General features: G+C 65.1%; 14 protein-coding genes. 10 read left to right on the top strand and 4 right to left on the bottom strand.

All coding sequences use genetic code 11. The annotated features are described in order from the left end of the window. Positions 1–7 precede the first annotated feature (7 nt). Complete coding sequence (locus M1M07_RS26085) at positions 8–1,489, top strand: AAA family ATPase (RefSeq protein ID WP_248676039.1); 1,482 nt, start codon at positions 8–10, stop codon at positions 1,487–1,489. A gap of 33 nt (positions 1,490–1,522) precedes the next feature. Here the strand turns inward: M1M07_RS26085 and M1M07_RS26080 are convergent, their stop codons facing one another. After that, a complete protein-coding gene (locus tag M1M07_RS26080) occupies positions 1,523–2,725 on the bottom strand; it encodes an IS110 family transposase (protein WP_248676038.1) in 1,203 nt (400 codons plus the stop codon). Positions 2,726–3,025: 300 nt separating this feature from the next. Here M1M07_RS26080 and M1M07_RS26075 point away from each other — a divergent pair, with 300 nt between their 5' ends. The 7 genes from M1M07_RS26075 to M1M07_RS26045 all read left to right on the top strand — a co-directional run bounded on the left by M1M07_RS26075 (position 3,026) and on the right by M1M07_RS26045 (position 11,819). Further along, the gene (locus M1M07_RS26075; protein ID WP_248676037.1) at positions 3,026–3,373 is read left to right on the top strand and encodes a hypothetical protein; all 348 of its coding nucleotides are present in this window, start codon (positions 3,026–3,028) and stop codon (positions 3,371–3,373) included. Between the two features lie 33 nt (positions 3,374–3,406). After that, entirely contained in the window at positions 3,407–4,156 is a 750-nt protein-coding gene (locus M1M07_RS26070; protein WP_248676036.1) for a hypothetical protein, read from the top strand. A gap of 2 nt (positions 4,157–4,158) precedes the next feature. Further along, positions 4,159–6,288: a hypothetical protein gene (locus M1M07_RS26065; RefSeq protein WP_248676035.1), complete on the top strand. Its 2,130-nt coding sequence runs from the start codon at positions 4,159–4,161 to the stop codon at positions 6,286–6,288. Then, entirely contained in the window at positions 6,288–7,880 is a 1,593-nt protein-coding gene (locus M1M07_RS26060) for a hypothetical protein (protein ID WP_248676034.1), read from the top strand. Before M1M07_RS26065 ends, M1M07_RS26060 begins: the two co-directional genes overlap by 1 nt. 65 nt (positions 7,881–7,945) lie before the next feature. Further along, positions 7,946–9,379, top strand: coding sequence for an ATP/GTP-binding protein (locus tag M1M07_RS26055; protein ID WP_248676033.1), 1,434 nt, complete (start codon positions 7,946–7,948; stop codon positions 9,377–9,379). After that, complete coding sequence (locus tag M1M07_RS26050; protein ID WP_248676032.1) at positions 9,376–11,199, top strand: type IV secretory system conjugative DNA transfer family protein; 1,824 nt, start codon at positions 9,376–9,378, stop codon at positions 11,197–11,199. The genes M1M07_RS26055 and M1M07_RS26050 overlap by 4 nt, the downstream gene beginning before the upstream one ends. Further along, on the top strand, positions 11,196–11,819 hold the full coding sequence (locus M1M07_RS26045) for a hypothetical protein (RefSeq protein WP_248676031.1): 624 nt from the start codon (positions 11,196–11,198) through the stop codon (positions 11,817–11,819). The genes M1M07_RS26050 and M1M07_RS26045 overlap by 4 nt, the downstream gene beginning before the upstream one ends. Positions 11,820–11,997: 178 nt before the next feature. Here the strand turns inward: M1M07_RS26045 and M1M07_RS26040 are convergent, their stop codons facing one another. Next, a complete protein-coding gene (locus M1M07_RS26040) occupies positions 11,998–13,452 on the bottom strand; it encodes a PIN-like domain-containing protein (RefSeq protein ID WP_248676030.1) in 1,455 nt (484 codons plus the stop codon). Between the two features lie 15 nt (positions 13,453–13,467). Further along, positions 13,468–17,901, bottom strand: coding sequence for a MobF family relaxase (gene mobF, locus M1M07_RS26035; protein ID WP_248676061.1), 4,434 nt, complete (start codon positions 17,899–17,901; stop codon positions 13,468–13,470). Positions 17,902–18,129: 228 nt separating this feature from the next. Here mobF and M1M07_RS26030 point away from each other — a divergent pair, with 228 nt between their 5' ends. Next, positions 18,130–18,585, top strand: a complete 456-nt coding sequence (locus M1M07_RS26030) for a hypothetical protein (protein ID WP_248676029.1) — start codon at positions 18,130–18,132, stop codon at positions 18,583–18,585. A 668-nt stretch (positions 18,586–19,253) separates the two neighbouring features. Continuing rightward, positions 19,254–19,418 (top strand): hypothetical protein, encoded by a 165-nt coding sequence (locus M1M07_RS26025; protein WP_248676028.1) that lies wholly within the window; start codon positions 19,254–19,256, stop codon positions 19,416–19,418. Between the two features lie 200 nt (positions 19,419–19,618). On the opposite strand, the gene M1M07_RS26020 is transcribed toward M1M07_RS26025, so the two are convergent. Further along, on the bottom strand, positions 19,619–20,623 hold the full coding sequence (locus M1M07_RS26020; protein ID WP_248676027.1) for a DUF4192 family protein: 1,005 nt from the start codon (positions 20,621–20,623) through the stop codon (positions 19,619–19,621). Between the last annotated feature and the right edge of the window lie 179 nt (positions 20,624–20,802).

Genomic DNA, 20,802 nt, shown 5'->3' with positions numbered 1-20,802 from the left:
GAGCGTGATGGCTGACATCGCTGACTACAACCACGAACCGACCATCGATCCGCGGCGGCTGCGGTTGCGCCCGAACCGTCCTGCCGTCGAGCCCGAACCGGTCCCGGCTCCCGAGCCTGTTGCCGAGGACATCGCCGATCCGTACGGGGTCGGGATGGATGCTCTTGCGTCCGTCGACGAACCGGTAGCTCCGGCACCAGGCCCCGTGCACAGTGCATTGTTCGACGAGGCGGCATCGCCAACGCTTTCACAGCCTGCCCAGTGGGGTTGGCGGGGCCGTATCAATGCAGCTCTGGGCACGAAACTGGCTCCCAAGCCGGAATCCGCGGAGACCGGTCACCGGGCGGCGGTCGAGGCGATCCAGCGGACCCTGCCGGGTTCGGGCACGGTCGCCGTGGTCAACACCAAGGGCGGCGCGGGCAAGACTCCGACAGCGATTGCGCTGTCGGCGATGCTCGGCAAGCATCGCGGCCGCGGTGTCGTCACGGTGGACATGAGCGAGGCCGGCGGCACCCTCGGCATCCGGGCAGCGCGCACGGCTCCGGTCGAGCGCACGGTCTGGGATGTCCTCGACAACGCATCGCGGCTGATGTCTGCCGATGTCGAGGCGGGGGAGCTGGCGGCGTATCTGCGGCTCCAGCCCACACACGACGAGATTCTGGCCGGGGACACCGACTCCTCCTACGACAACGTGATCGGGGAGAACGAGTGCGCAGCGTTGGGCGCAGTGCTTCGGCGTCACCGTGACTTGCTGATTGTCGACACGGCCACCACTCCGCAGGCTGGGGCGTGGCAGTGGGCCGTTCATCATGCCGATGTGCTGGTTGTGCCGCTGCCGATGCGCCGGGACATGGCCCAACACGCCTACGCGATGCTCGACGGGCTTCGCAAGCGGGGCCTCGAGTATCTGGTGTGCTCTGCGGTCGTGCTGCTGTGCGCGACACCGGGGTCCGATCCGAATCTCGAGACCGCGATCGTCGACGAGTTCGATGCCCTCGGTGTGCAGACCTACGTGCGAGTTCCGTTCGAGCCGGTGTTCGCCACCGGAGAGCGGATCACGCTCGAGGCGTTGTCGCAGAGCTCGATCATCGCGTGGACGAATGTCGCTGCGATGGTGACCGATGCACTGGCCGAGGCCATCGTCGAGCGGCAGGCGGGATACCGGCAGCGGTGGGCACCGGCACCCGAGTCGGCACCGGAACCGGCCGTGCCGACCTTCGCGGCGGACGTTCCGAGCTTCCCATCTCCCCAGCCGGCTCCGGCTCCCGAGCCGGTAGCGGAACCGCCTGCTGTTCCTGCTGTTCCTGCCGTTCGAGCGGCTGAGTCGGACCCGGCGCGAGACCTGCCGTTGGACTACCGCCCTCCTGTCGAGGCTGAGGCAGGGCTGGAAGTCGAACAGGACGCCTCGACCGTGGAGGTGCACCAGCCACCGGCCCGGACGCGGCGGCCGCAACCACCGAAGCCGTCGAGCTTCGACCCCTACGCCTGACCTTTGCGTGTGAAAGGACTCTCAATGATCCTGTCAAGCCGCCACCGCGGTAACCGGCACGGTCGGTTGCCAGGTGCGGTGGTCGCGGAGCAGCGCGTAGAGAACATCCACGCGCCGCCGAGCCAGGCAGATCGTGGCCTGGACGGGACGCTTACCTTCGGCACGTTTGCGCTGATAGTAGACGCGAGAGGCGGGATCGCAACGGACCGCGGTCAACGCCGACATGTACATCACCCGGCGCAGGCGCCTGCTGTAGCGCTGAGGGGTGTGCAGACGCCCGGTGCGTTTACCCGAATCCCTGGGCCGTGGCGCCAACCCGGTCCAGGCAGCGAGTTGATCGGCCGACCCGATCAAGTCGGGGTCACCTACTGCGGCAAGGAATTCGGCGCCGAGCCGGAATCCCATACCCGGCAAGCTCAGGATCACTTCGGCCAGAGGGTGCCGGCGAAATCGGGCCTCGATCTCCGCGTCCACGACGTTGATACGTGTGTCGAGGTCGATCACCGCCTGCGCCAATTCGGCGACCAGCTCGGCAGCGACATCCTCCCCAGGCAACCGCACGGTCTGCGCCTTCGCAGCGGTGACCGCGGCCCGGGCGATCGATTCGGCGTGGCGCACCCCGGCCCCGGTGAGCATCGTGGCCAGTCGGGCCGCACCGACGCGGCGGATCGCTTTCGGTCGCTGGTAGCGGGCCAGCAGCACCACCCAGCCCCGGTCCGAGGAGATCTGCGCGACGCGTTCGAGCCCGGGGCAGATCGCGACGAGTTGCTGACGCAGCCGGTTGATGGTCCGGGTACGGTCGGCGACCAGATCGGTGCGGTGGCCGGTGAGCATCTGCAGCTCACGGATCAACTCGTCGTCGGGACGCAGAACCGGCAGGTCCGAACGCATCCGGGACTGATCGGCGATCACCCGGGCGTCGCGGGCATCGGTCTTGGCTTCGCCGCCGCGGTAGACCGACGATGCCTGCCACACCGAACGCCCGGACAGGTAGCGCACCGGTTTCCCGGCGTCGGCCAGCACAGTCAGCAACAAGGTGACGTAGGCGGTGGTCAGATCCACCGTCCACGACACCGTCTCGCCGAGTGCGTCGATCTCGGTGATCACCGCACGGATCGTTGCTTCGTCGTTGTCGCATCGCCGCGACAGCACCACCGTCCCGGAGGCGTCGAGCACGCATATCCAGTGGTGTTCTTTGCCGACGTCGACTCCTGCCCACAGTTGCGAACCGGTCATCGGATTTCCTCGTTTTCGCTTGTGTTCCGGCCTGGCCCCGATGGACGCCTCCGCCGGCATTTCCTTAAACAAGCGATCATTCGCAGATCTCAATCAGCGGTCCGAGGTGTCCAGACAGGTCGGGTGGCCAGTCCTTTCAAGCCCCACTCGAGAGTGGGCAAACCTTATGCAGCCTCGCCCGGCCCGCCCGGGTTACAGCTCAACGTAACTCTCACGAAGTAACTGCACCTACGAACTTAAGGAAACCTGATGTCCCGCAATTTCTCTGTGCCGTCGCTGCCTCGCCGTGTGGCTCGCGCTATGTCCCTGCTGACGGCCACGATCGGCGCGGTGCTGCTCACCGCCGGTACCGCTTCCGCGCAGACCGACAATCCGCTCAATGGCGTCACCCCGGACTTGGGGGTGTTCGGTGACACCTTCGAGGACACCTGGACGCGGATCGCAGGCGGCATCTGGGGCGCATTCCTGGCTGCTTCCGCGCTCAACGTGATCGTCTCGCTCTACAAGATCCGTAGGGCTCGCGCCGGGGGCTACCAGAGCGAGTTGAGCGAGTCGATGGATTCGGCCAAGACCGCCGTCGTCGCGTTCGGCTGCGTGGCCGGAGCCGGGATCATCGTCGGCGCCATCCTGTTCGTCGTCAACGGCTGATAGCCGATCTACCAGCACTGTTAGGAGAGTCAGATGGCACCCGATTTCAGCTCGATCAAGCCGGGATCCCAGCAATCGCCCCCGGCAGCAGCACCGACTCCGACATCCACGGCGAAGACAGCCGAGACAAAAGGATGGAAGGCGGCGTTCGACAGGCTGCCCACATGGTTCAAGTACGGCCTGGTGGTGCTGCTCGTGGTGACGGTCCTTGGGAGCATTCTCGCGGGGCTGGGGGGCGGTAGCTCGGAGCCCGATACGGTGCGGACCGGGCACGGCCCCAACTCGATCACCAACGGTGTGCCGCATGGATACGACCGCACCGAGTCCGGCGCGCAAACGGCAGCAACGAACTTCGTGCAGGCCGCAAACCAGGTCTCTCTCGGTCGAATCTCTGCCGAGGAAGCCAAGTCGGTCCTGGTCGGCAGCAACGCCAGCGATGCGCTGCTGGCCGTCCTCGATGAGAGTGTGACTCAGGCCGAGGGCACGGTGATGAACGTACTTCCCGCCCTGGTCAACGTCACCGACTATTCGGATGACCGTGCGGTGGTGTCGGTGTGGGCGGTCTCGGCGAGCCAGAACGATCTGAGCGGCACGGGCAAGGTCAGCGTTCTTACTGTCTGGTCCACGACCACGGTGACCTTGGAGTGGGAGGGCGGGGATTGGAAGGCCGTCGATTGGGCGTTCCGTTCCGGACCCGAGCCCGAAGAGATCTCGTTCCCCGAAGGGGATTCCACTCTCGCCGAGTTCGGCGCGAACGGCCTCTACACCTTCTTCGTGGAGTAATCATGGGATCCCTTGTCCGTACTTTTCTCGCGGTGCTGCTGGCGGTGCTCGCGTTGGCATCGAGCGCGATGCCCGCGTGGGCGCAGCCGCTCAGTGGCGCTGCCGAGGGGTGGCCTGCCGGGATGCCCGACGAGCTCAAAGAGTTCTTTCCGGGTCATCCGGAGTTCGAGGCGGCCGGGTGGTCAACCGATCCGGCGTGTGCGGACAAGGGGGGCGACTACGGCCTGTATCTCGGGCAGTACCTCCGCTTCGATCAGCAGATCTTGTACTGGGCGTCCCCGGTGACGCAGCGCATCGCCCAATACGCCGACCTGATGGGCGTATCGGAAGAAGAAGCCAAGCAAGCCGTGCTCGACGGCAAGGCTCCGACCGACTGGCCCAAGTCCTTCCCCGGAGGCGACGAAAAATACTCCCCACCTGCGAAGGTCTGCGCCGCGGATCTGGCGAAGTGGTCCGAGTCGACCGGAAATCCTTGGGGCTTCACCTGGGCCGGCAAACCCGACGCAGGCTCCATCGAACTGATGAAGCAGCAGCAGTACGTCGACAACCTGCCTGACGACATCTTCGAGAATCCGTGCAGCGACCACGAGATGCTGTGCAACAGGGCTTATTTCCTCGACTGCGACAAAGCCACCAATATCAGTGAAATCAACCAATGCCGGGGCTGGAATACGCAGGTCGGGGCGATGTTCGGCGGCATCTGGAACTGGAAGGAACAGAACAAGGATCTCGCCGCCAGGTTCGTCGACGTCGCCAAGCTCGGCGGGGTCGTACTCAAGGCCGTGACTCCCTTGCACATCAAGCTCGGCGTCGGACTCGGCATGGCGGCTCTCGACAAGACCGGCGACGTGGTCTCCTTCATCGCTGATCCGGGCAGCGTGATCGACGACTGGGCCAACAGCACCAAAGAAGGCGCGGTGTCACTGACCACTTCGGTCCTCGAGGGGTTGGCGAACATCGGCGAGTTCAATCCGCGCGACGACCACTTTCTGCGGTGGTACGCGATCAGTTGCGGTATCGGGATTTTCGTCATGTCGATCACAGCACTGTTCGCGATCTATCGGACCTCCGCGCAGAAGTCGACCCGGATGGAATTGGCGCACAATCTCATCCGATACGCCCCGTTGGGTGTGCTGTCCATGATGTTCGCGCCAGCTGCCGCCGAGCTGTTGGTCCAGCTCTCGCACGGGTTGACCACCTCGCTGTCCGGCCTGCTCAAGCAGGACATGGAACAGGCTGTGGTGTCGGTATCTGCAATGCTCGGCGGCATCACCGAAGACACCCTCGTCGGTGGTGCCCTGACCGGCATCGTGTTCTTCGGACTGCTGTTCCTCGGCTCGTTGGCCTTGTTCTTCGGCGAGTTGATGCACGCCGCTGCCCTGCCGCTCCTCGCCGGCCTGGCTGGTATCGCATTCGGGCTCTGGGGGCATCCGACTCAGCGGAAAAAGGCGATGCGCCCGATCTTCGTGTTCATCTCGATTGTGTTCTCCAAGCCGGTGATCTTCCTCGGCCTGGGGTTCTTGACCGCAGTGTTGCTCGACAGCAGCGCCGGGGCCTACGTCGAAGGTGAACTCGCCTCCCTCGGGGCGCTGGCGATGACAGCGGTGTGCATCGGACTGGTCGGACTCGCACCGTGGTCCCTGCTCAAGTACGCGCCGTTCATGCCGTCGAGCGAGGACTCGGAGGGCTTCGGCGACACCGGCTCGGCGGCCGGTGAGGGACTGGGCAGCACCTTGCAGACCGCACAGATGGCGATGATGGCCCGCGGTGGCGGGGGAGGCGGGGAGGTCGCTGCGGCCCGTTCCGCAGGGGCCGCGCACTCCCATCCCGTTGGTGGCGGCGGTACCGGTGGCGGGGGTTCGTCCTCGTCGAACGGCTCGGCATCGCACGGTTCCGCCGGGTCCACCTCGCACCAGCATCCGAGTGTCACCGCAGGTCATAGCGGCAGCGGACACGGTGGGGCGAACGCCCGCAAGTTAATGTCCGCGGCCAAAGGTGTCTCCGGCACGGTCGCTTCGGCCGGGGTCGGGGCGGTGATGGTGGCCGGGACCGTCGGCGGTGCAGCACTGAACAAGGCGGCCCAGGCGGCGCAGAACGCTCCCGAGCAGGCCGACGACATGGGAGGTCAGTGATGAGTGACAGTGAGCAGCGCACCTCGATCCTCGGTTCGGAAATCGCTCGCCGGGGGTTGATCCCTGTTCCCGAACCAGTGCTCGCTGCGTATGCAGTGGCGTTGATCGTCTCGATCTTCCTGTTCTTGTACTTCGGATCGACGATCTGGACGCTGGCCGGTGTCGTGCTAGTCGTGGGTGGGACGTTGTGGGCGACCACCGACATCAACGGCCACCGGTCGTGGGCAGCGGAGCGACTGCACCGGCTCCGGGACCGGCAGCGTCGCAAGCGCGGCGAGCACATCCACCGGGCACCCGGCGACGAGCTGTACGGGGTGGCCGGGGTCGATCCGGGCTGGGAGTTTCCGGTACCGCTCGGTGATGTCGCCCCGCTGGATCTGACCGGAACGGGCCTCGATGACATGTTCATCCTCGAGCACACCACACCCGGCGACAACAACTACTACTCGGTGGTGCTGTCGATTCAGGGGCTAGCCGAAGGGCTGCGCGGTGCGGAGGAATGGGCGGTGACCTCGCAGGCGTTCTCCCGCACCCTGGCGTCGTTCGCTCGCCGATCCTCGCTGATCCGGGGCCTGGAAATGGTGCACCGGTCGGTGCCCGCCGACCTGACTCCCCATGTGGCATGGATGGAATCGGTAGTGAGGGCCAACCCGAATGCGGCTCGGGTGCTGCCCGCGATCGAGTCCTACGGCCAGCTCATCGACGGTTTGGCACCGGAATCGGAAGAACATCGCTCCTACGCGACGCTCATCTTCCCGAAGTCGGTCGAGCTGCTGTCGGCGGCCGGAGCAGTCGCCAAACGTAAAGACGTGAGCGTGAAGGCCGGTATCGGCCAGGTCATCGTCGAAGAGACCATGCGGGCGGTCGGCGCGTTGACTTCGGCCCGGCTCGGCCAGGTGCAGGTGCTCGGTCAGCAACGTGCGTGCGCGGTGTTCCGGTCGATGCTCGATCCGTCCTACGCACTCGACGCCCACCGCGGGGCGGCCTGGGGAAACTGCTGGCCGTCCTACGTCGGGGGGGACCTGTCGGTGCGGGTATCGGACCGTTGGGACACCCGTGTCGGGTTGGTCCGTCCCGGATCGATCGAACCGATCCCACTGCACGCGGAATGGCTCTCACCGCTGCTCACCGGTGTCGACCCGGACCCCGGCGATCCCGTCGAGGGGATGCCGGCGCAGCCGACGATCCGCACGGTGAAGGTGCGGATGGATTTCGTCGATGCGGTCAAGGCTCGCCAGGTGGCGCGTAAGGACGCAACCGAGGACGCGGCGCGTCAGTACAAGGAACGCAAGAAGGGCCAGGTCACCGACGGTGCCTCGGAGGTCATGGCGTCGGCGTCGCTGCGCCGCCGGGAAGACCTCAAGCCTGGATCGGGTCACCACGGGGTGATCTGGTCGATGGCGGTGGCGGTCACCGCCCCGGATGAGGATGCGGTGATGCGGGCGTGTGCGCGGCTCGAGCAGGCCGCCGACCAAGCCGCCATCAAAGAGTTCGACTGGTTCGACGACAGCCACGATGTCGCTCAATTCCTCACCCTGCCGCTCGGCCGCGGACTCGCGGCCACCAAGTACACCCGGGTCAAGGGGGTCTGATGCCATCACTGCTGAACCGCAAGAAGAGCACTGCACCTGCGCCGATACCACCGGAAGCTGGTCAGGTGAACGCACCGACGGTCCCTCGTCGGCGGCCGCCGAAGCGCAATAAATGGCTCGACCGCTGGGGCTGGTACGAACCTCGCCCGGAAGGGGTGTGGTCGACGACCCGGCAGGCCGAGGCGCTGAATCTGGCGACCACCCGCAAGAACGTCCGTCACGAAGGGCTCGTGTCGGGCCGCAACCTGATGTCGAATGCGCTGGTCATCACCGATCCGTTCGCGCTGTACGGCAGTGAGATCGAAAACATCAACGTCGCGGTGGTCGGGGACATCGGCAAGGCGAAGTCCTCGCTCATCAAGACCACCCTGGGACTGCGGCAGATCGCGGCCGGCCGTCAGGTCGTAGTGATCGACAAGAAACGGCAGGGTGATCGCGGCGGCGAGTACACCGAGCTCGCCAAGTCGCTGGGGGTGCCGTCGATCCGGTTCAAGACCGGCGGTGACGGGGCGCGGTTGAACATCATGGACCCGGCGATCTCGTCGTCCGTGACCACTTCTGGGGGAATCGTTCCGGCCGGTCAGGAGGTGCTGATCGCGGCGGTGCTCGAGGACACCATGCAGCGGCCGTTGGTGCAGACGGAAATCGCAGCACTGAATCTGGCGCTGCGGCTAGTCAACGAACGCGCCCGCATCGGGGCCACCGAGCCGGTGCTGCACGATGTCGCCGATCTGCTGCTGTCGACGCCGGAGGAAGCGACGGCCACCTTCGGCGAAGTGTGGGAGAAGGAAGCGTGCCGGTGGGGTCGTGATCCGGGCCTGGCGCTGCGGCAGCTCTGCGAGGGGGATCTGCGCGGATTGGTCGATCAGCCGACCTCGGCCGATGTGCGTCACGCGCTCGACCATCCGCTCGTGCACTTCGACGTGTCCGAGCTGCCCAACAAGGGACCGGCGCTACGGGTGGTGATGACGGTCATCAACACGTGGCTGTCGAACGTTCTCGCTGCTCGCGCCTCCGAGCACAAGCAGACGATCCTCATCGTCGAGGAAGGCTGGCACATCGCGGAGGGATCGACCGGGCGGGTGTTCCGCGACAACATGAAGCTCTCTCGCGGCCTGGGCCTGTCCACGGTGTCGGCGTTCCACCACATCGCCGATCTGCTGGCGGATTCTCCGGCGCGGGCGTTGATGCAGGAAGCCGGGATCGTGTTCCTGTACGGGCAGGATCGCGTGGACGACGCCGAGCAAACGGTACGCATGTACCACTTGCCTGAATACTGCGTCGACCTGCTGATGTCGATGCACAAAGGGCAGTGCTTGGTGGTGATGGGCAAGTCCGATCCGGTGCTGATGAAGCACGAGCGGTCCCCGCTCGAAATCATCCTCACGGACACCGATGAGGTCATTCGAGGCGAGGCGACCACGCTGGTGGGGCAGACCCGTCTGCCGAACACCCTCGATGCCGAGTCGATGGCCGAGCTGGTGGGAGCGGAGCGGTGAACGACGTGGACGAGCGGATGCAGCAGCGGCCAACGCGGCCGGTGTTTCCGGTCGGCACCGGCCCCGCGGTCGTGGCGATCGGCGGGATGCTGTGGACGGTCTACGTCGGTGGCGCGATCGCCGGTCTGGTGACCGGGGCGGGCCTGGTGTGGCCTCGGGGTGGCCTGTACGGCACGTTGTCGGTGCTGCGGGCATTGGTGGTCACACCGGGCGATCCGACGGTGGGCTGGCCCGAGGGGTCGCGGCCGGGGTCGGCGGTCGCGGTGTGGGTGTGTCTGATCGTGGCGATGCTGGCCTACACCACCGCCGCCCTCGTGATCGACGGGAAGATTTCGGCGCGTCAGCGCGCTAAGCGCAAGCGGCAGCAGGGTTTCGCGGACTCGGCGGAGCTACGCCGGCGGGGCCTCGACCGCAAGAGTGCGGTCAAGGCGGCACAGACGAACCGATCGACCCTGCGCGATACTCCGACCCGCAAGATCGAAGCACACCAGGTCGCGACCCGGATCGGCACGCTCTACGGCGAACACGGCAAAGATTCCGAGGTGTTCATCCAGTACCGGGACGGCACGCTGGTCGAGGGGCCGACCGGATCGGGAAAGAGCTGGCGGTTGGCCTGGCAGCGAATCGTCGAGTCGGTCGGATTCGTGCTGGCGACGACCACGAAACCGGACCTGCTGTGGTCCTCGATCGGGCGGCGATTGGCAGTCGGGCCGGTCGAGGTGTTCGACCCCGAAGGCATCACGCGGTGGCCGACTCCGATGCGGTGGTCCCTGCTGGCCGGCTGCGCCGACCCGGACACCGCGATCCGGCGCGCCGATGCGCTGGTGCAGGCTGTTCCGCTCGGCGACACCAAGAACAGCGGGTACTTCTCGACGAACGCGGCGAAGTATCTGCGGTGCTGCCTGTATGCGGCGGCGGTCTCCGGTGGGGATGTGACCACCTTCTACCGTTGGGCGATGCAACGGCAGGTGCCGAAGGTCAAAGAGATTCTGGACCGGGATCTGCCGACATGGAGCGTGGAGTATTCGCAGCTCGGAGGGTCGGGGTCGGATTCGGTCGACGATGTGATGTCGACGGTCTCGACCCTGCTCGATCCTCTTGCATCGCCGAAGCTGATGGCGGCGGTCAATGTCACCGCGGCCGAGTCGGTCGACCTCGCGCAGCTCATCCGCGACGGGGGAACGCTGTATCTGATCTCCGAAGGGTCCTACGGCTCGAGTGCGCCGATCGTCACGGCCTTGGCAGCGGAGGCGTATTACCTGGCCAAAGAGATTTCGCGGGAGTACCCGGAGGAACGGATCGACCCTCCGGTGCGGTTCGTCCTCGATGAAGTCAACAACGTTGCTCCCATCCCGGATCTGCCCGACAAGGTATCCGACAGCGCCGGGCGGGGGATTTCGATCTGGGCGTTCTGCCACGGTCAGGAGCAGAACATCCGGCGGTGGGGTCCGAGTGCTGGGAAGATGTTCACGACGAACTCGCCGGTGCGGATCATCCTTCCCGGCCTCGGTGACGTGAACGAACTCGAGCAGATTTCCCGGCTGACCGGTGAGCGTGAAGAGTGGTGGTCTCCGAAGCAGGCTCCTCGGCAGACGAAGGTGATGACCGCGCCCGAGATTCGCGGGATGCCTGCTGACCAGGCGTTGATGGTTTACCGGGGGTCGGCTCCGGCCCTGGTCCACCTGCCGCTGGTGTGGGATATTCCGCATTGGAAGAAGCGGGTGCTCGACTCCCAAGAGGTTTACAACTGGGTCTGCGAGACGGGGGAGCTGCCCGACTGGGCCTGGTCCCGCACGAGCGGGAAAGCGGTGCTCGGATGAGCGGGTACACACCGGGCCGGCTGTCGTGGCGGCATCTCGACCAGGAGCAAGCGCAACAGTTGTGGGACGAGTTGATCGACTGGGTGGAGTGGTTTCGCGGCTGCTACCGACTCACCGATCGGATCAAAGGCTGCTGGTACCGGCACCCGAAGATGGTCGAGGAACTGACTGCAGCGATGTCGGCGCACAAGGTCGCCTACGAACAGCTCGGCGACAGCCCGGTTCATTCGTGGTCGCCGGGAAGCTGGCACTACCAGGTCTATCAGCCGTTTCTACAGCGGTTGGCGGCCAACTCCGACGAGTTCGCCGACTGCATCGACGGGCGCTGCGAACCTCCGAAAGTGCAGGTCACACTGTTCGCGGGGGTGCGGGAGTGGATCGCGGCCGACATCGCTTCGCGGCCGACGCCGGTTGCGGCGGCGGTTGCTGCGACCGGATCGCTCCAGGGCTCGGGTAGCGGATCGGCGGGGCCTGCGGTGATCGACGCTGCTCGGATGGTCGATCTGATCGACTCGGGCGATGCCGAGCCGGTCGACCCTGACGACGAGTTCGGGCCGGTCTCGTATGACGGTCACGTGTGGGAGTGGTCCGACGATACGGAGGGGTACGAGCGGACCTAGAGACTGCCGAGGAACGCTGAGGCCGGACTCACCACCCGGCCTGTCCTCGGTGTGGTGGCCGGCCGCGGAAGTGCCCGCCCAGGCGCCGCGGTCGGCCTACCACGACACAGATGCGTTCGACCTGTTTTCCCTAATCAGACCTGTCTATGGACTGTTAGGAGTCCTGATCGCCTCAGTTTTAGTCCGCATCGGGTTCTCCGTTCGCAGCTTCCTGCGCATCCTCGTCTCGGTCCGCACCAGGTACTCCGTCCGCAGCTTCCTGCGCATCCCGAATGACCTTCATCAATCCGGGGTTTCCGAGGATACTGTCGGCCGCCAACCAACTCTGCGGTGAGATTTGCTTCCGGATCTGGTCGGCCAATGTTCGGCCTTCCTCGGTAAAAGCATTGCTCTGCCTCGTCTGCTCAGCCAGCTTCCGCGCTTGCTTCGCGAAGTCATTGCGCGAGTTCAGCTGCTCGGCCAGCGTTCCGCTGCTCTTCGTGGCGGACTTGATCTGATCGATCTGCTCGGCCAGCGTTCCGCTGTCCTTCATGGCGGACTTGATCTGCTCGGCCAGCTTCCGACCTTCGTCCCCGAGACCAAGCTGCGACCACACAAACGCGGTCCGAACGTCAGGGTTTTTCAATACCTCGGAAACATAAACGACTTCCCGTTGTTCATGATCCTTCAGTTCTTCAACAGCTTCGGATGAGACTTCGCTATTTAGATAATTTGCCGCACCGGACATAAAATCGCTTGACGAGAGCATTAGAAGTTCAGCGCCGGCCTCGTCCCGCATTTCCAGAATCAGTTCAGGCGCAGGAATCAATGTCTTGTCTCCACTACCTGATGCCCACCAGTCATCTTTAAAATCGTTTGTAACGAAGATAAGAAGACGATCCCCATTGGGAGGCAGGCTTGCCATATGGTTAAGCAACTGACGCCACATGATATAGTCGCCAGCCTTTCTCAGACCGGTTTCCTTATCGTCGCCGTCCTTGTACCCTGGGGGTATCTTGTTAGGAAATCGGAACGCGAGTGCATGATCTACATGTTTTTCCAGCTCTAGGGCATCGAATGGCTCACCTATTCTACCCCGAAATAATTCATCCAGGGTATCAAGCACGACGTCTCCGGATAGACCCTCGGGAATTTCAATCTCGTCTCTTACCCGAACCGCTTCCTCTTTAAGTTCCTTCCAAAGTTCTTGCAGAGATTCTGATATCGCTTCCACATCGACACCCTTGGACTTCAGATCCCAATCCCGTGCAGTCCGGTGCCGGTCCCGAAATTTAGATATAGCCGTTAAGGCAGTCGATATTGCAGTCTTAGATTGATCCGCAATATTATTTATCTGAGTTCTTACTTCCGAAGCGTTCTTCTTACCTTCCCAGAGTTTACCCTCGCGGTTTCGCGCATATTCCAGGGCCACCTGATGAGGAATCCAGATTCTATCCTGAACCGACGCCAGCAAGCCGAGCATCTCGTCTCGGGTTTGGGCAGATATGCGGTATAACTCAAGTAGCACGTTGGTATCGAAGGAGATAACTGCGTGCTCGAAGAAGCGAGCTTCATCGGGGGTCGAGGGTCTGAGCCACGGGGCGAACAGGTCCTTGAGACCGAGGGGTTCCGATTCTGCGAAATCATCTGCCACGAGCCGCACAGTACGTCAGCGACTCCACGAACGCTGCTCGGGGTGCGGGGCTTCGCGCTCGTGCCCTCGATAGTCCAGCGTCGGGCGCGAACCTTTCTCATGGTGCTGCCGCTGCTGCTGCTCAAGTAGCAGAGTCCGCTGCCGTTCGATGGGGGTCCAGTCGAGTGCAGCGCGGCGGTCATTCGGCCGGCCTCCGGCCAGGGTGTCCTCGCCGGTCACGTGATGGGTACTGCGGTAAGCAGCCGCATCCGCGATGGTGGCCCGCCACAGGGCAGCGTGCTCGGGATTCTCGGGGCAGGGGCCGAGAGTCGCCTGCGCCCATGCCGGGGCGGTGTCGTCCGTGAGCTGGTCGCGGAAGTCGCGGTGTAGTTCGGCGATGGCCTGGTAGTCCTCGCGGATCGTGGCGGCGAGTTCGGGGTCGATGTTGTCGGCGTCGGCCACCGGTGCGACGACCCATTCGGGTGCGTCGGGGTTGGTGAAGTCCCGGCCGTCGGCGGCGATGTGGTCGAGTTCGGCGAGCAACACCGTCACCGGGGCGGTGGCTCCGGCCCTCTCTGCAAGGTCGGCCACGATCTCCTCGACACTCGAATCGCTGAGACGCTGGATATGCGCGATGCGGCCGGCAATAGTCAGGGCGCGTTCGTCGTGGGTCTGCAATGCCAGCGTCGGCAGGTGCTCGGCGAGCGTCTCCTCGTGCTGTTCGAGCCATTCAGTATTGCGTCGGGCGATCAGCTCGGTCAGCGGCTTCGCCATGTCGACCCGCAGGGCAGCGGCAGTAACCTCGACGTCGTTCTCGGCCAGACGATCACGGTGCCAGGTGAGCAGATTGATCGGGTCGACACCGACTTCAGCGGCGCGGTGAAGCTGGCGGGCGAGCAGGCGTGCGGAGGCTTCCTCGGCGATGCGGGCACCGAGTTCTTCTCCGAGTGCGGCGGTGGCGAGGGTGCGAACACGCTGCGTTTCGAGCAGCGCGGAGGTGTCGCGGTAGCGGCGGATGACCTCACCGATGCCGGTGTCGGCGGCCGCGGCGCGGTCGGTGGCCTCGGTGTAGCGGCGGGCGCATTCGACCGCGAAGTAGTACATATCCGCGTCGGTGTCGAGTGGGCTGCGGATTGGCAGCGGCGGCAGAACCGGGTGTTCGGTGAACTGTCCGACGATGGCGCGGGCGCGGTGGGCGAGGACCGCTCCGATGTCTTTGGCTCCGGTAAGGGGGCCTTCGGCGAGGGCGTGGCCGAGGACGGTGCGGGCGCTGTGGCCGTGGTCGTGGGCATCGGCGAGAACCTGGCGCAGCTGCGTCCATCCTTCGGTGCCCTCGACGGTGGTGGCGATGCTTTCGGGCAGGGTGCGGCGCATCTCGGCTTCGAGTGCGTTGTCGCGCAGGCGTCGTTGGGCGACCAAATATGCCTCGTGCAGTCGCTCGGGATCGCTGGCGTGGGCGGCTTGGTCGGCGAGTTCTTCGGTGGCGGTGCGGTGGCTGTTGTCGGTGGCGACGACAGCCTCGAGGAGCATCCGGCCGGTGGAGACGTTCTTGTCTGCCAGGTGCGGACGCTCGGTGTCGAGGCCGACGGGCACGTCGACCGGGACGTAGACGCGGTTGTCGGTGCGGGCTCGGGTGACGGCCACATACAGGCCGGAGCGGTCCATGTCGGGGGTGATGACGGCGTGGGCGGTGTCGACGGTGATGCCCTGGGCGCGGTGCACGGTCGAGGCGTAGCCGAGCTGCACATGGGCGTTGATGTAGTCGGCCGGCAAGGTGATGACGCCGCCGTATTCGAGGTGCCGGACGGTCAGCGCGCCGCGTTCAGGCAGCACGTCGAGCACTTCCCACAGGTCACCGTTTCGCACGAACGATCCGGCCTTCTTCCCGCCGGAGGGGTTCAGATCGCGGCGGTTGCTGCGGGTGAGAACGATGTCTCCACAGCCGGCAGTGAGTTCGTCGGCGAGGCTGACGGTGGCGGATTCGTCGCTGATTCCGTCGCGGCGGCGCACGGCCTGGACTTGGATGTTCGCTGCGGTGACGTCCTCGCGGGTGGGCAGCATGACGATGGATTCTTTGCCGTCGGCGAGGTCGTGGAGGTAGTTCTCGACGGCCTGGCCGATCATTTCTTCTCGGGTTCCCTCGCGGACCAGATCGCGTTCGTAGATCAGATCCAGTCCTGCAGAATCGCCGGATCGCAGCAGTAGGGAGTTGTCGGCCTGGGCGGTGTCGTCGCCGAACCGGACCACTGTTCTGAGTTCGGGGGCGTCGGTGTGCTCGGCAAGATAGCGCAGCATTCCGCCGGTTTCCACAGCATCGAGCTGGGCCGGGTCACCGAGCAGGCGGACGACTGCGCCACGTTCCTTGGCGATCTCAACGACGGCGGCGAGGTCGAGGGTGGAGGCAAGGGATGCTTCGTCGACGAGCAGCATCGTGCCCGGTGCGATGTCGATGCCGGGCGGGAGGGTGCCGGGGCGACTACCGACGAGACCACGCCAGGGGTAGGTCAGTGAGGCCAGTGTCACGCCGGTGACACCGACTCCTTCGCCGAGTGTTTCGGCGGCGACGGCGGACGGTGCGAGGGCGATGACGTTGTGGCCTTCGGCCTGCCATGCCTGCACGACGGCCTTCATGCTGGTGGTCTTTCCGGTCCCGGCCGGCCCGACACCGACGGCCAGTAGCGCGCCGGATTGCAGAAAGTGATCGGTCAGGGTGCGTTGGCCGGCGTTGAGACTGCGCCCGGTTTCGGCGCGCATCGCCTCGTAGACATCGTGGATCGTCGCGGTGCGGGCGGTGAACACGGTGGGCTCGCTGGTGCCCGATACCAGCATCGTTTCGGCGTCGAGGATGCGCTGCGAGCTGTGCTTGTGGCTGCCGTGGTGAGACAGGATGACGTCTCCATTGCGGCGGCGCAGGCACCTCGGGATGGAAGGCAATTCGGCCCTCGGGGTGGTCACCGACAACTCCACTATTCGGTCGGTGAGCCGGTCGACGGCAGTGCGGTAGGCGTCGATGCTGGGGAACTGTTCGCCACCGAGGTACGCCTGGACAGCGGAGACAACGTGTGGAAGCTGCCAGCGGGACCGCTTGGATTCGAGTTTGGCGAGCACTGCTCGGGCATCGTCGTCGAGGCTACGAAGCTGTGGCTGCGGGGTGTGTTCGGCGGCGAAGGCATCGCGGATCAGTTGGTCGACGGCCTCGCGGCCGCCGAGGATGTCGGCGGCCTTCTCGCGCCACCCTGCGCGCATTTCGGCCAGGGATTTCGGGTCTGCCTTGCCTTCGCGGGTGTCGAGGGTGGCTTGCTGGTAGAGCTGATACATCGTCTTGGCGTTGGGCATCCGCTGGTACTTGGCGCGGTATTCGGCCACGAGTTCGTCGCAGCGGGACTCGATCGTGGTGCGGCGGGAGCTGAACATCTCAAGCATTTCCGGTGGAATTGCGGCCAGTTCGACGATGGGCTGCTTACCCTGTTCGACTTCGCGGATGGTCAGCTCGAGGCCGAGTTCGGTGCTGAGGCGCTGCATCACTTCGGCGTTGAATCGCTGCGAGGCGGCGACAGCGAAGCGGAACAGGGTCGAGCCGTCGACGGCGCGCCACTTGCCGTCTTCGGCGGCCTGGGTCTTGATCGATACGACGGCGTGGGTGTGCAGGTTGGGGTCACCGCAGCGGGAATCGAAGTGCTTGTAGAGCGTGGCGACGAAGCCGTTGGTGTCGATCTGCTCCTCGCCGTTGCGGCCGACACGGGTGAAGCAGGCGTTCTCTTCGAGCCACCGGAGGGTGTCTTTCACGGTGGCATCGACGATTCGCTCGATCTCGATGCGTGTCTCGTTCGGCGCCAGTGCCCACAGACTCGACACGCTCTTGGGCGGTGTGAACACCAGGTCATGACCGGCGACAGGGTGGCGCACTTTGCCCTTCTCGTGGGCGATCCAGTTCCGCAATTCGGCGTCGTTTGCCACCGGCCGACCGTGCTTGTCCTGGAACATGCCGCCGGCAATGCGGTCGAGAATCGCGTCGGATTCGTCCTTGCTCGGGGCATGTCCGTGGGTGTCGGTGTATTCGGCGATTTCGGCGGTGTGCCGGCCGAACAGTTCGACGTTGTTCTTGAATGTTGGGAACTTGCGGCCGAGTCGGGCGAGCCGGATTGCGTCGTCAGCTGGGACTCCGCGGTCGATGAGTTCGTCGATGATCGCGTCGGCGTTCGGGTGGAGTCCTTCGCCGAACAGTGCCTTCATTTGCGCCTCGGTGACGACATTTCCGACGGAGATCCGGTCGGCGTTCTCGACGTGGATGTCGTCGAGAAGGTTGTTCAAACCGGCGACTCCTGAGCCGAACCATTCACCGGGCGGTGTGCCGTGGGCGGTGTAGTAGTCGGTCAGTTCTGCTCCACGTTCACGCTCGCGGTCAGCCGTGGCTACCTGACGTGTCAGGTACTCGTAGCCGTCCGCGGCGTGCAGGACGTGGAGGGTCATCACGGGCTCGATCGTAGCGGTGCGAACGCGCATCTTGGGAGCAAAATTCCCGAGTATCAGTGAAACTGCAAGAGGTGTGTCCCCTTTGACGCTGGCGTAAGTGCCTGCACGGGTGAGATCCGGTTTCGGCGAAGCCGGTGGGCGAAGCCCACTGCAAAGCAGCGACAGCGGTGGTCGAGTGTGCTGGTTAGAATCTGGTGAGTTTCTGTCGATGGAAGGGGTCTCGCGGTGAGTGGATCGGGGGATGCGGTGCACAACGAGTCGAAGGTGGTCTCGGCGCGTAGTCAAGCAAGGTCGAAGCTCTCGGAGCGGCGCGCCGAACTGCTCAAGCGGATCAGCGACAATCAGCGGGACCTCGAGCGGGCGTTGGCGTCGCTTGAGAAGGTCGGCAAGGCGGCCGCTCGTCGCGACGCGGCGATTGCCAAGGTGACCGAGGAGTTCGAGAAGAAGAAGGCGGCCGCTGAACTTGCGGCGAGCAAGTCGCTGGCACAGGTCGCCGGCCGTGGTGAGACCGCGGCCTCGATCGCCGAACTAGTCGACCTGGACGTGGCGACGGTGCGCCGGTTGATGAAGATCGTCGAGGAGACCGGCGATTCGACGTCGAGCTCGCAGGCGTCGACAAAGGGCAGCGGTGAATCGTCGGAGTCGACGGCAACAGCGAAGGCATCTGCTGCTGGCGCCTGACGCGGCGACGGTAGCGGCGCGAGGTCAGAGGCGGTGCCGGTGTGCGATGGGAACCGGGTGACGAGATCGAACGGACCCGCTTCTTCCAGCGTGGTGTACGGGCCGGATCGGGGATTCGTGCCACCTGTGGGTCGGTGCCCTCGGTGCCCTCGGTGCCCTCGGTGACGACGGATACGGACGGTTCTGGATAGCGCGAGGCGGTCAGCAGATCGGGGTGCGGCCGCACCGCTACGCGCTCGCGGTTGAACTGGGTCGTGGGCTCGAGGACGACGAAGTGGCGATGCATCGACGTTGCGACAATCCGTTGTGCGTCAACACGGGCAACGGCGATCCGTTCGCGGCGCACATGGTGCTCGCTTCGGCCTCCGAGAACATGGCGGACATGGGGCGGAAGGGACGCGGCGCGGCCGTCGTTTGTGGTTCGGAGCCGACCGTGCCGAACGTGCACGCAGGTCACGGGCGGTGCGTGACGCGGTTCTGCAGCACGGTCGGAGTCAGCGGGCGATAGATGCGGCCTTGTACGACGGGATGCAGGGAACGTTGCGGTAGCCGATGGGCGACGGTGCCTCGGCTGTCACGGGCGGTTGGTGCCGCCACGATGGATGTCGGATGATGAAAATCGACCGCGGCGCGTTAGGCGGGCGGTTTCGGAGACGTTAGGGGCTCGCATGCAGCGCAGTGAAGCGGAATCGGCCTTGCTCGATGCGGTCCTCGAAGTGATGCCGATTTCGGATCTGGCGCTCGAGGCTGTCGTGTCCGGGGTGCGGGCGCTAGGCGTGCCTCGATCGTCCGGTATCGACATCTGCTTCGCCGACAAGCCGGACATTCTCTGACGGCCGGCCCGAACCGTGGCGTAGCGACGGCCCGGCACGGTGGTGCGGCCCGTGCCCGACTCGCGGGAGGGGCCGAGCGAAGGGCTCGATGCCCTGAGCTCGGCCCTGCGCCCTGCGGGCGGCGCGGTCGGGTTCTGTGGTGGTGGAGATAGGGCGATGCCCTGCACCGGGTCGGTGCGGGGCATCGCCTTGAGTGGTTGTCAGTCCTCGGGGGTGAATCCGAACTCCGGGAGTACCTTGCGGCCGGACTCGAGCACTTCTTGCACGCCCTTGGCGTGCATCCCGTGGTCGACGACTTGGCGCATGAGCACGGCCAGCTTGGGGATCTGCGTCTCGTGGGCGACTCCGTTCTCGATGGCTTCGAGGGCGACGGCGGCGCGCGCTCCGTAGCCGTGGGCGTAGGCGGCGGCGGCGAGGACGGACAGGATCGCAAAGCGGGCGTAGCCGGACGTCTTGCGGGCGGCGTCGGTGAGGACGGCGACGGCTGCGGTGTTGCGGGAGAAGTACAGGGCGACGTCGCGGGCGCGAGGGTTGTCGGCGAGGGTGACGGCGACGGCGACGGCTTCGGGGTAGGTCAGCACGCGGGGCGCTTCGATGGCTTCGCGCAGCGTCTCGAGGTTCGCGGCGTCGGTGATCTCGGGAGCCTGGGCGCGGGCCTGGCGTGCGTCCCACTGGCGCTCGAACAGTACGCCGAGTTCTTCGACGGGTGCGATTTCTGCGGCGAGGGCTTCGCGGCTGGGGGCGATGGGTGCCCGTCCATCGACGGCGTTGATGACGGCGACGGTGCTCGTGAGGATGTCGCCAAGCTCGCCGGACTCGGCGCTGGGGAAGTTGAAGAACGTCTCACCGGCGGCGTACTCGGGCAGGACGGTAGCGATGGGCACGGCCAAACCGAGGGTGTGGGCGTGGCGGGTGGCGGCGAGAAGGGTTTCCTCGGCGGTGTCGCCGTCGGGGTGGGCACTGACCAGGGCGACGATGGTGGCGTTGAAGTCGGCGCCCTCGGCCGCGGCCATGAGCTTGTCAAGAGCGACAACGGCAGTGGCGTTGTCGTGGTCGAGGCGGGCGAAGGGGCCAGTCTTACCCGCGGGGTCGAACAGGGCGATGACCAGGGACTCGTTCGGGACCATTCCAAGGAAGGCCGGGATGCTCTCGACGAACTGGGCGAGGTTGAGGCGGGTAACGGGGGCGTTCTCGTTGTTGTTCATGACTCAAGTTTACATCTGTTTTGATGATTTTTTGATGTCTTTCTGAGTCTTTTTTGGTGTTTTTATGGTGGCGATGGTCACACGTTTTTGGGCTCTGACCTGCGGTTTTGTGGGTGTAGCGGGGTGCGGTGGCGGTGGTGGTGGAGCGGGTACCTCGGTCGGTCGGCGCGGCCTGGTGA

This window comes from Rhodococcus sp. HM1 (assembly GCF_023218075.1).
Classification (GTDB): Bacteria; Actinomycetota; Actinomycetes; order Mycobacteriales; family Mycobacteriaceae; genus Rhodococcus.
The sequence above is the reverse complement of the archived record's forward strand: the minus strand, read 5'-3'. Positions and strand labels throughout refer to the sequence as shown.

Bases quoted from the DNA above. Each gene is read 5' to 3' on its own strand.
- M1M07_RS26085 (WP_248676039.1), top strand. From the start codon at position 8: ATGGCTGACATCGCTGACTACAACCACGAACCGACCATCGATCCGCGG.
- M1M07_RS26080 (WP_248676038.1), bottom strand. From the start codon at position 2,725: ATGACCGGTTCGCAACTGTGGGCAGGAGTCGACGTCGGCAAAGAACAC.
- M1M07_RS26075 (WP_248676037.1), top strand. From the start codon at position 3,026: ATGTCCCTGCTGACGGCCACGATCGGCGCGGTGCTGCTCACCGCCGGT.
- M1M07_RS26070 (WP_248676036.1), top strand. From the start codon at position 3,407: ATGGCACCCGATTTCAGCTCGATCAAGCCGGGATCCCAGCAATCGCCC.
- M1M07_RS26065 (WP_248676035.1), top strand. From the start codon at position 4,159: ATGGGATCCCTTGTCCGTACTTTTCTCGCGGTGCTGCTGGCGGTGCTC.
- M1M07_RS26060 (WP_248676034.1), top strand. From the start codon at position 6,288: ATGAGTGACAGTGAGCAGCGCACCTCGATCCTCGGTTCGGAAATCGCT.
- M1M07_RS26045 (WP_248676031.1), top strand. From the start codon at position 11,196: ATGAGCGGGTACACACCGGGCCGGCTGTCGTGGCGGCATCTCGACCAG.
- mobF (WP_248676061.1), bottom strand. From the start codon at position 17,901: ATGACCCTCCACGTCCTGCACGCCGCGGACGGCTACGAGTACCTGACA.
- M1M07_RS26025 (WP_248676028.1), top strand. From the start codon at position 19,254: ATGCAGCGCAGTGAAGCGGAATCGGCCTTGCTCGATGCGGTCCTCGAA.
- M1M07_RS26020 (WP_248676027.1), bottom strand. From the start codon at position 20,623: ATGAACAACAACGAGAACGCCCCCGTTACCCGCCTCAACCTCGCCCAG.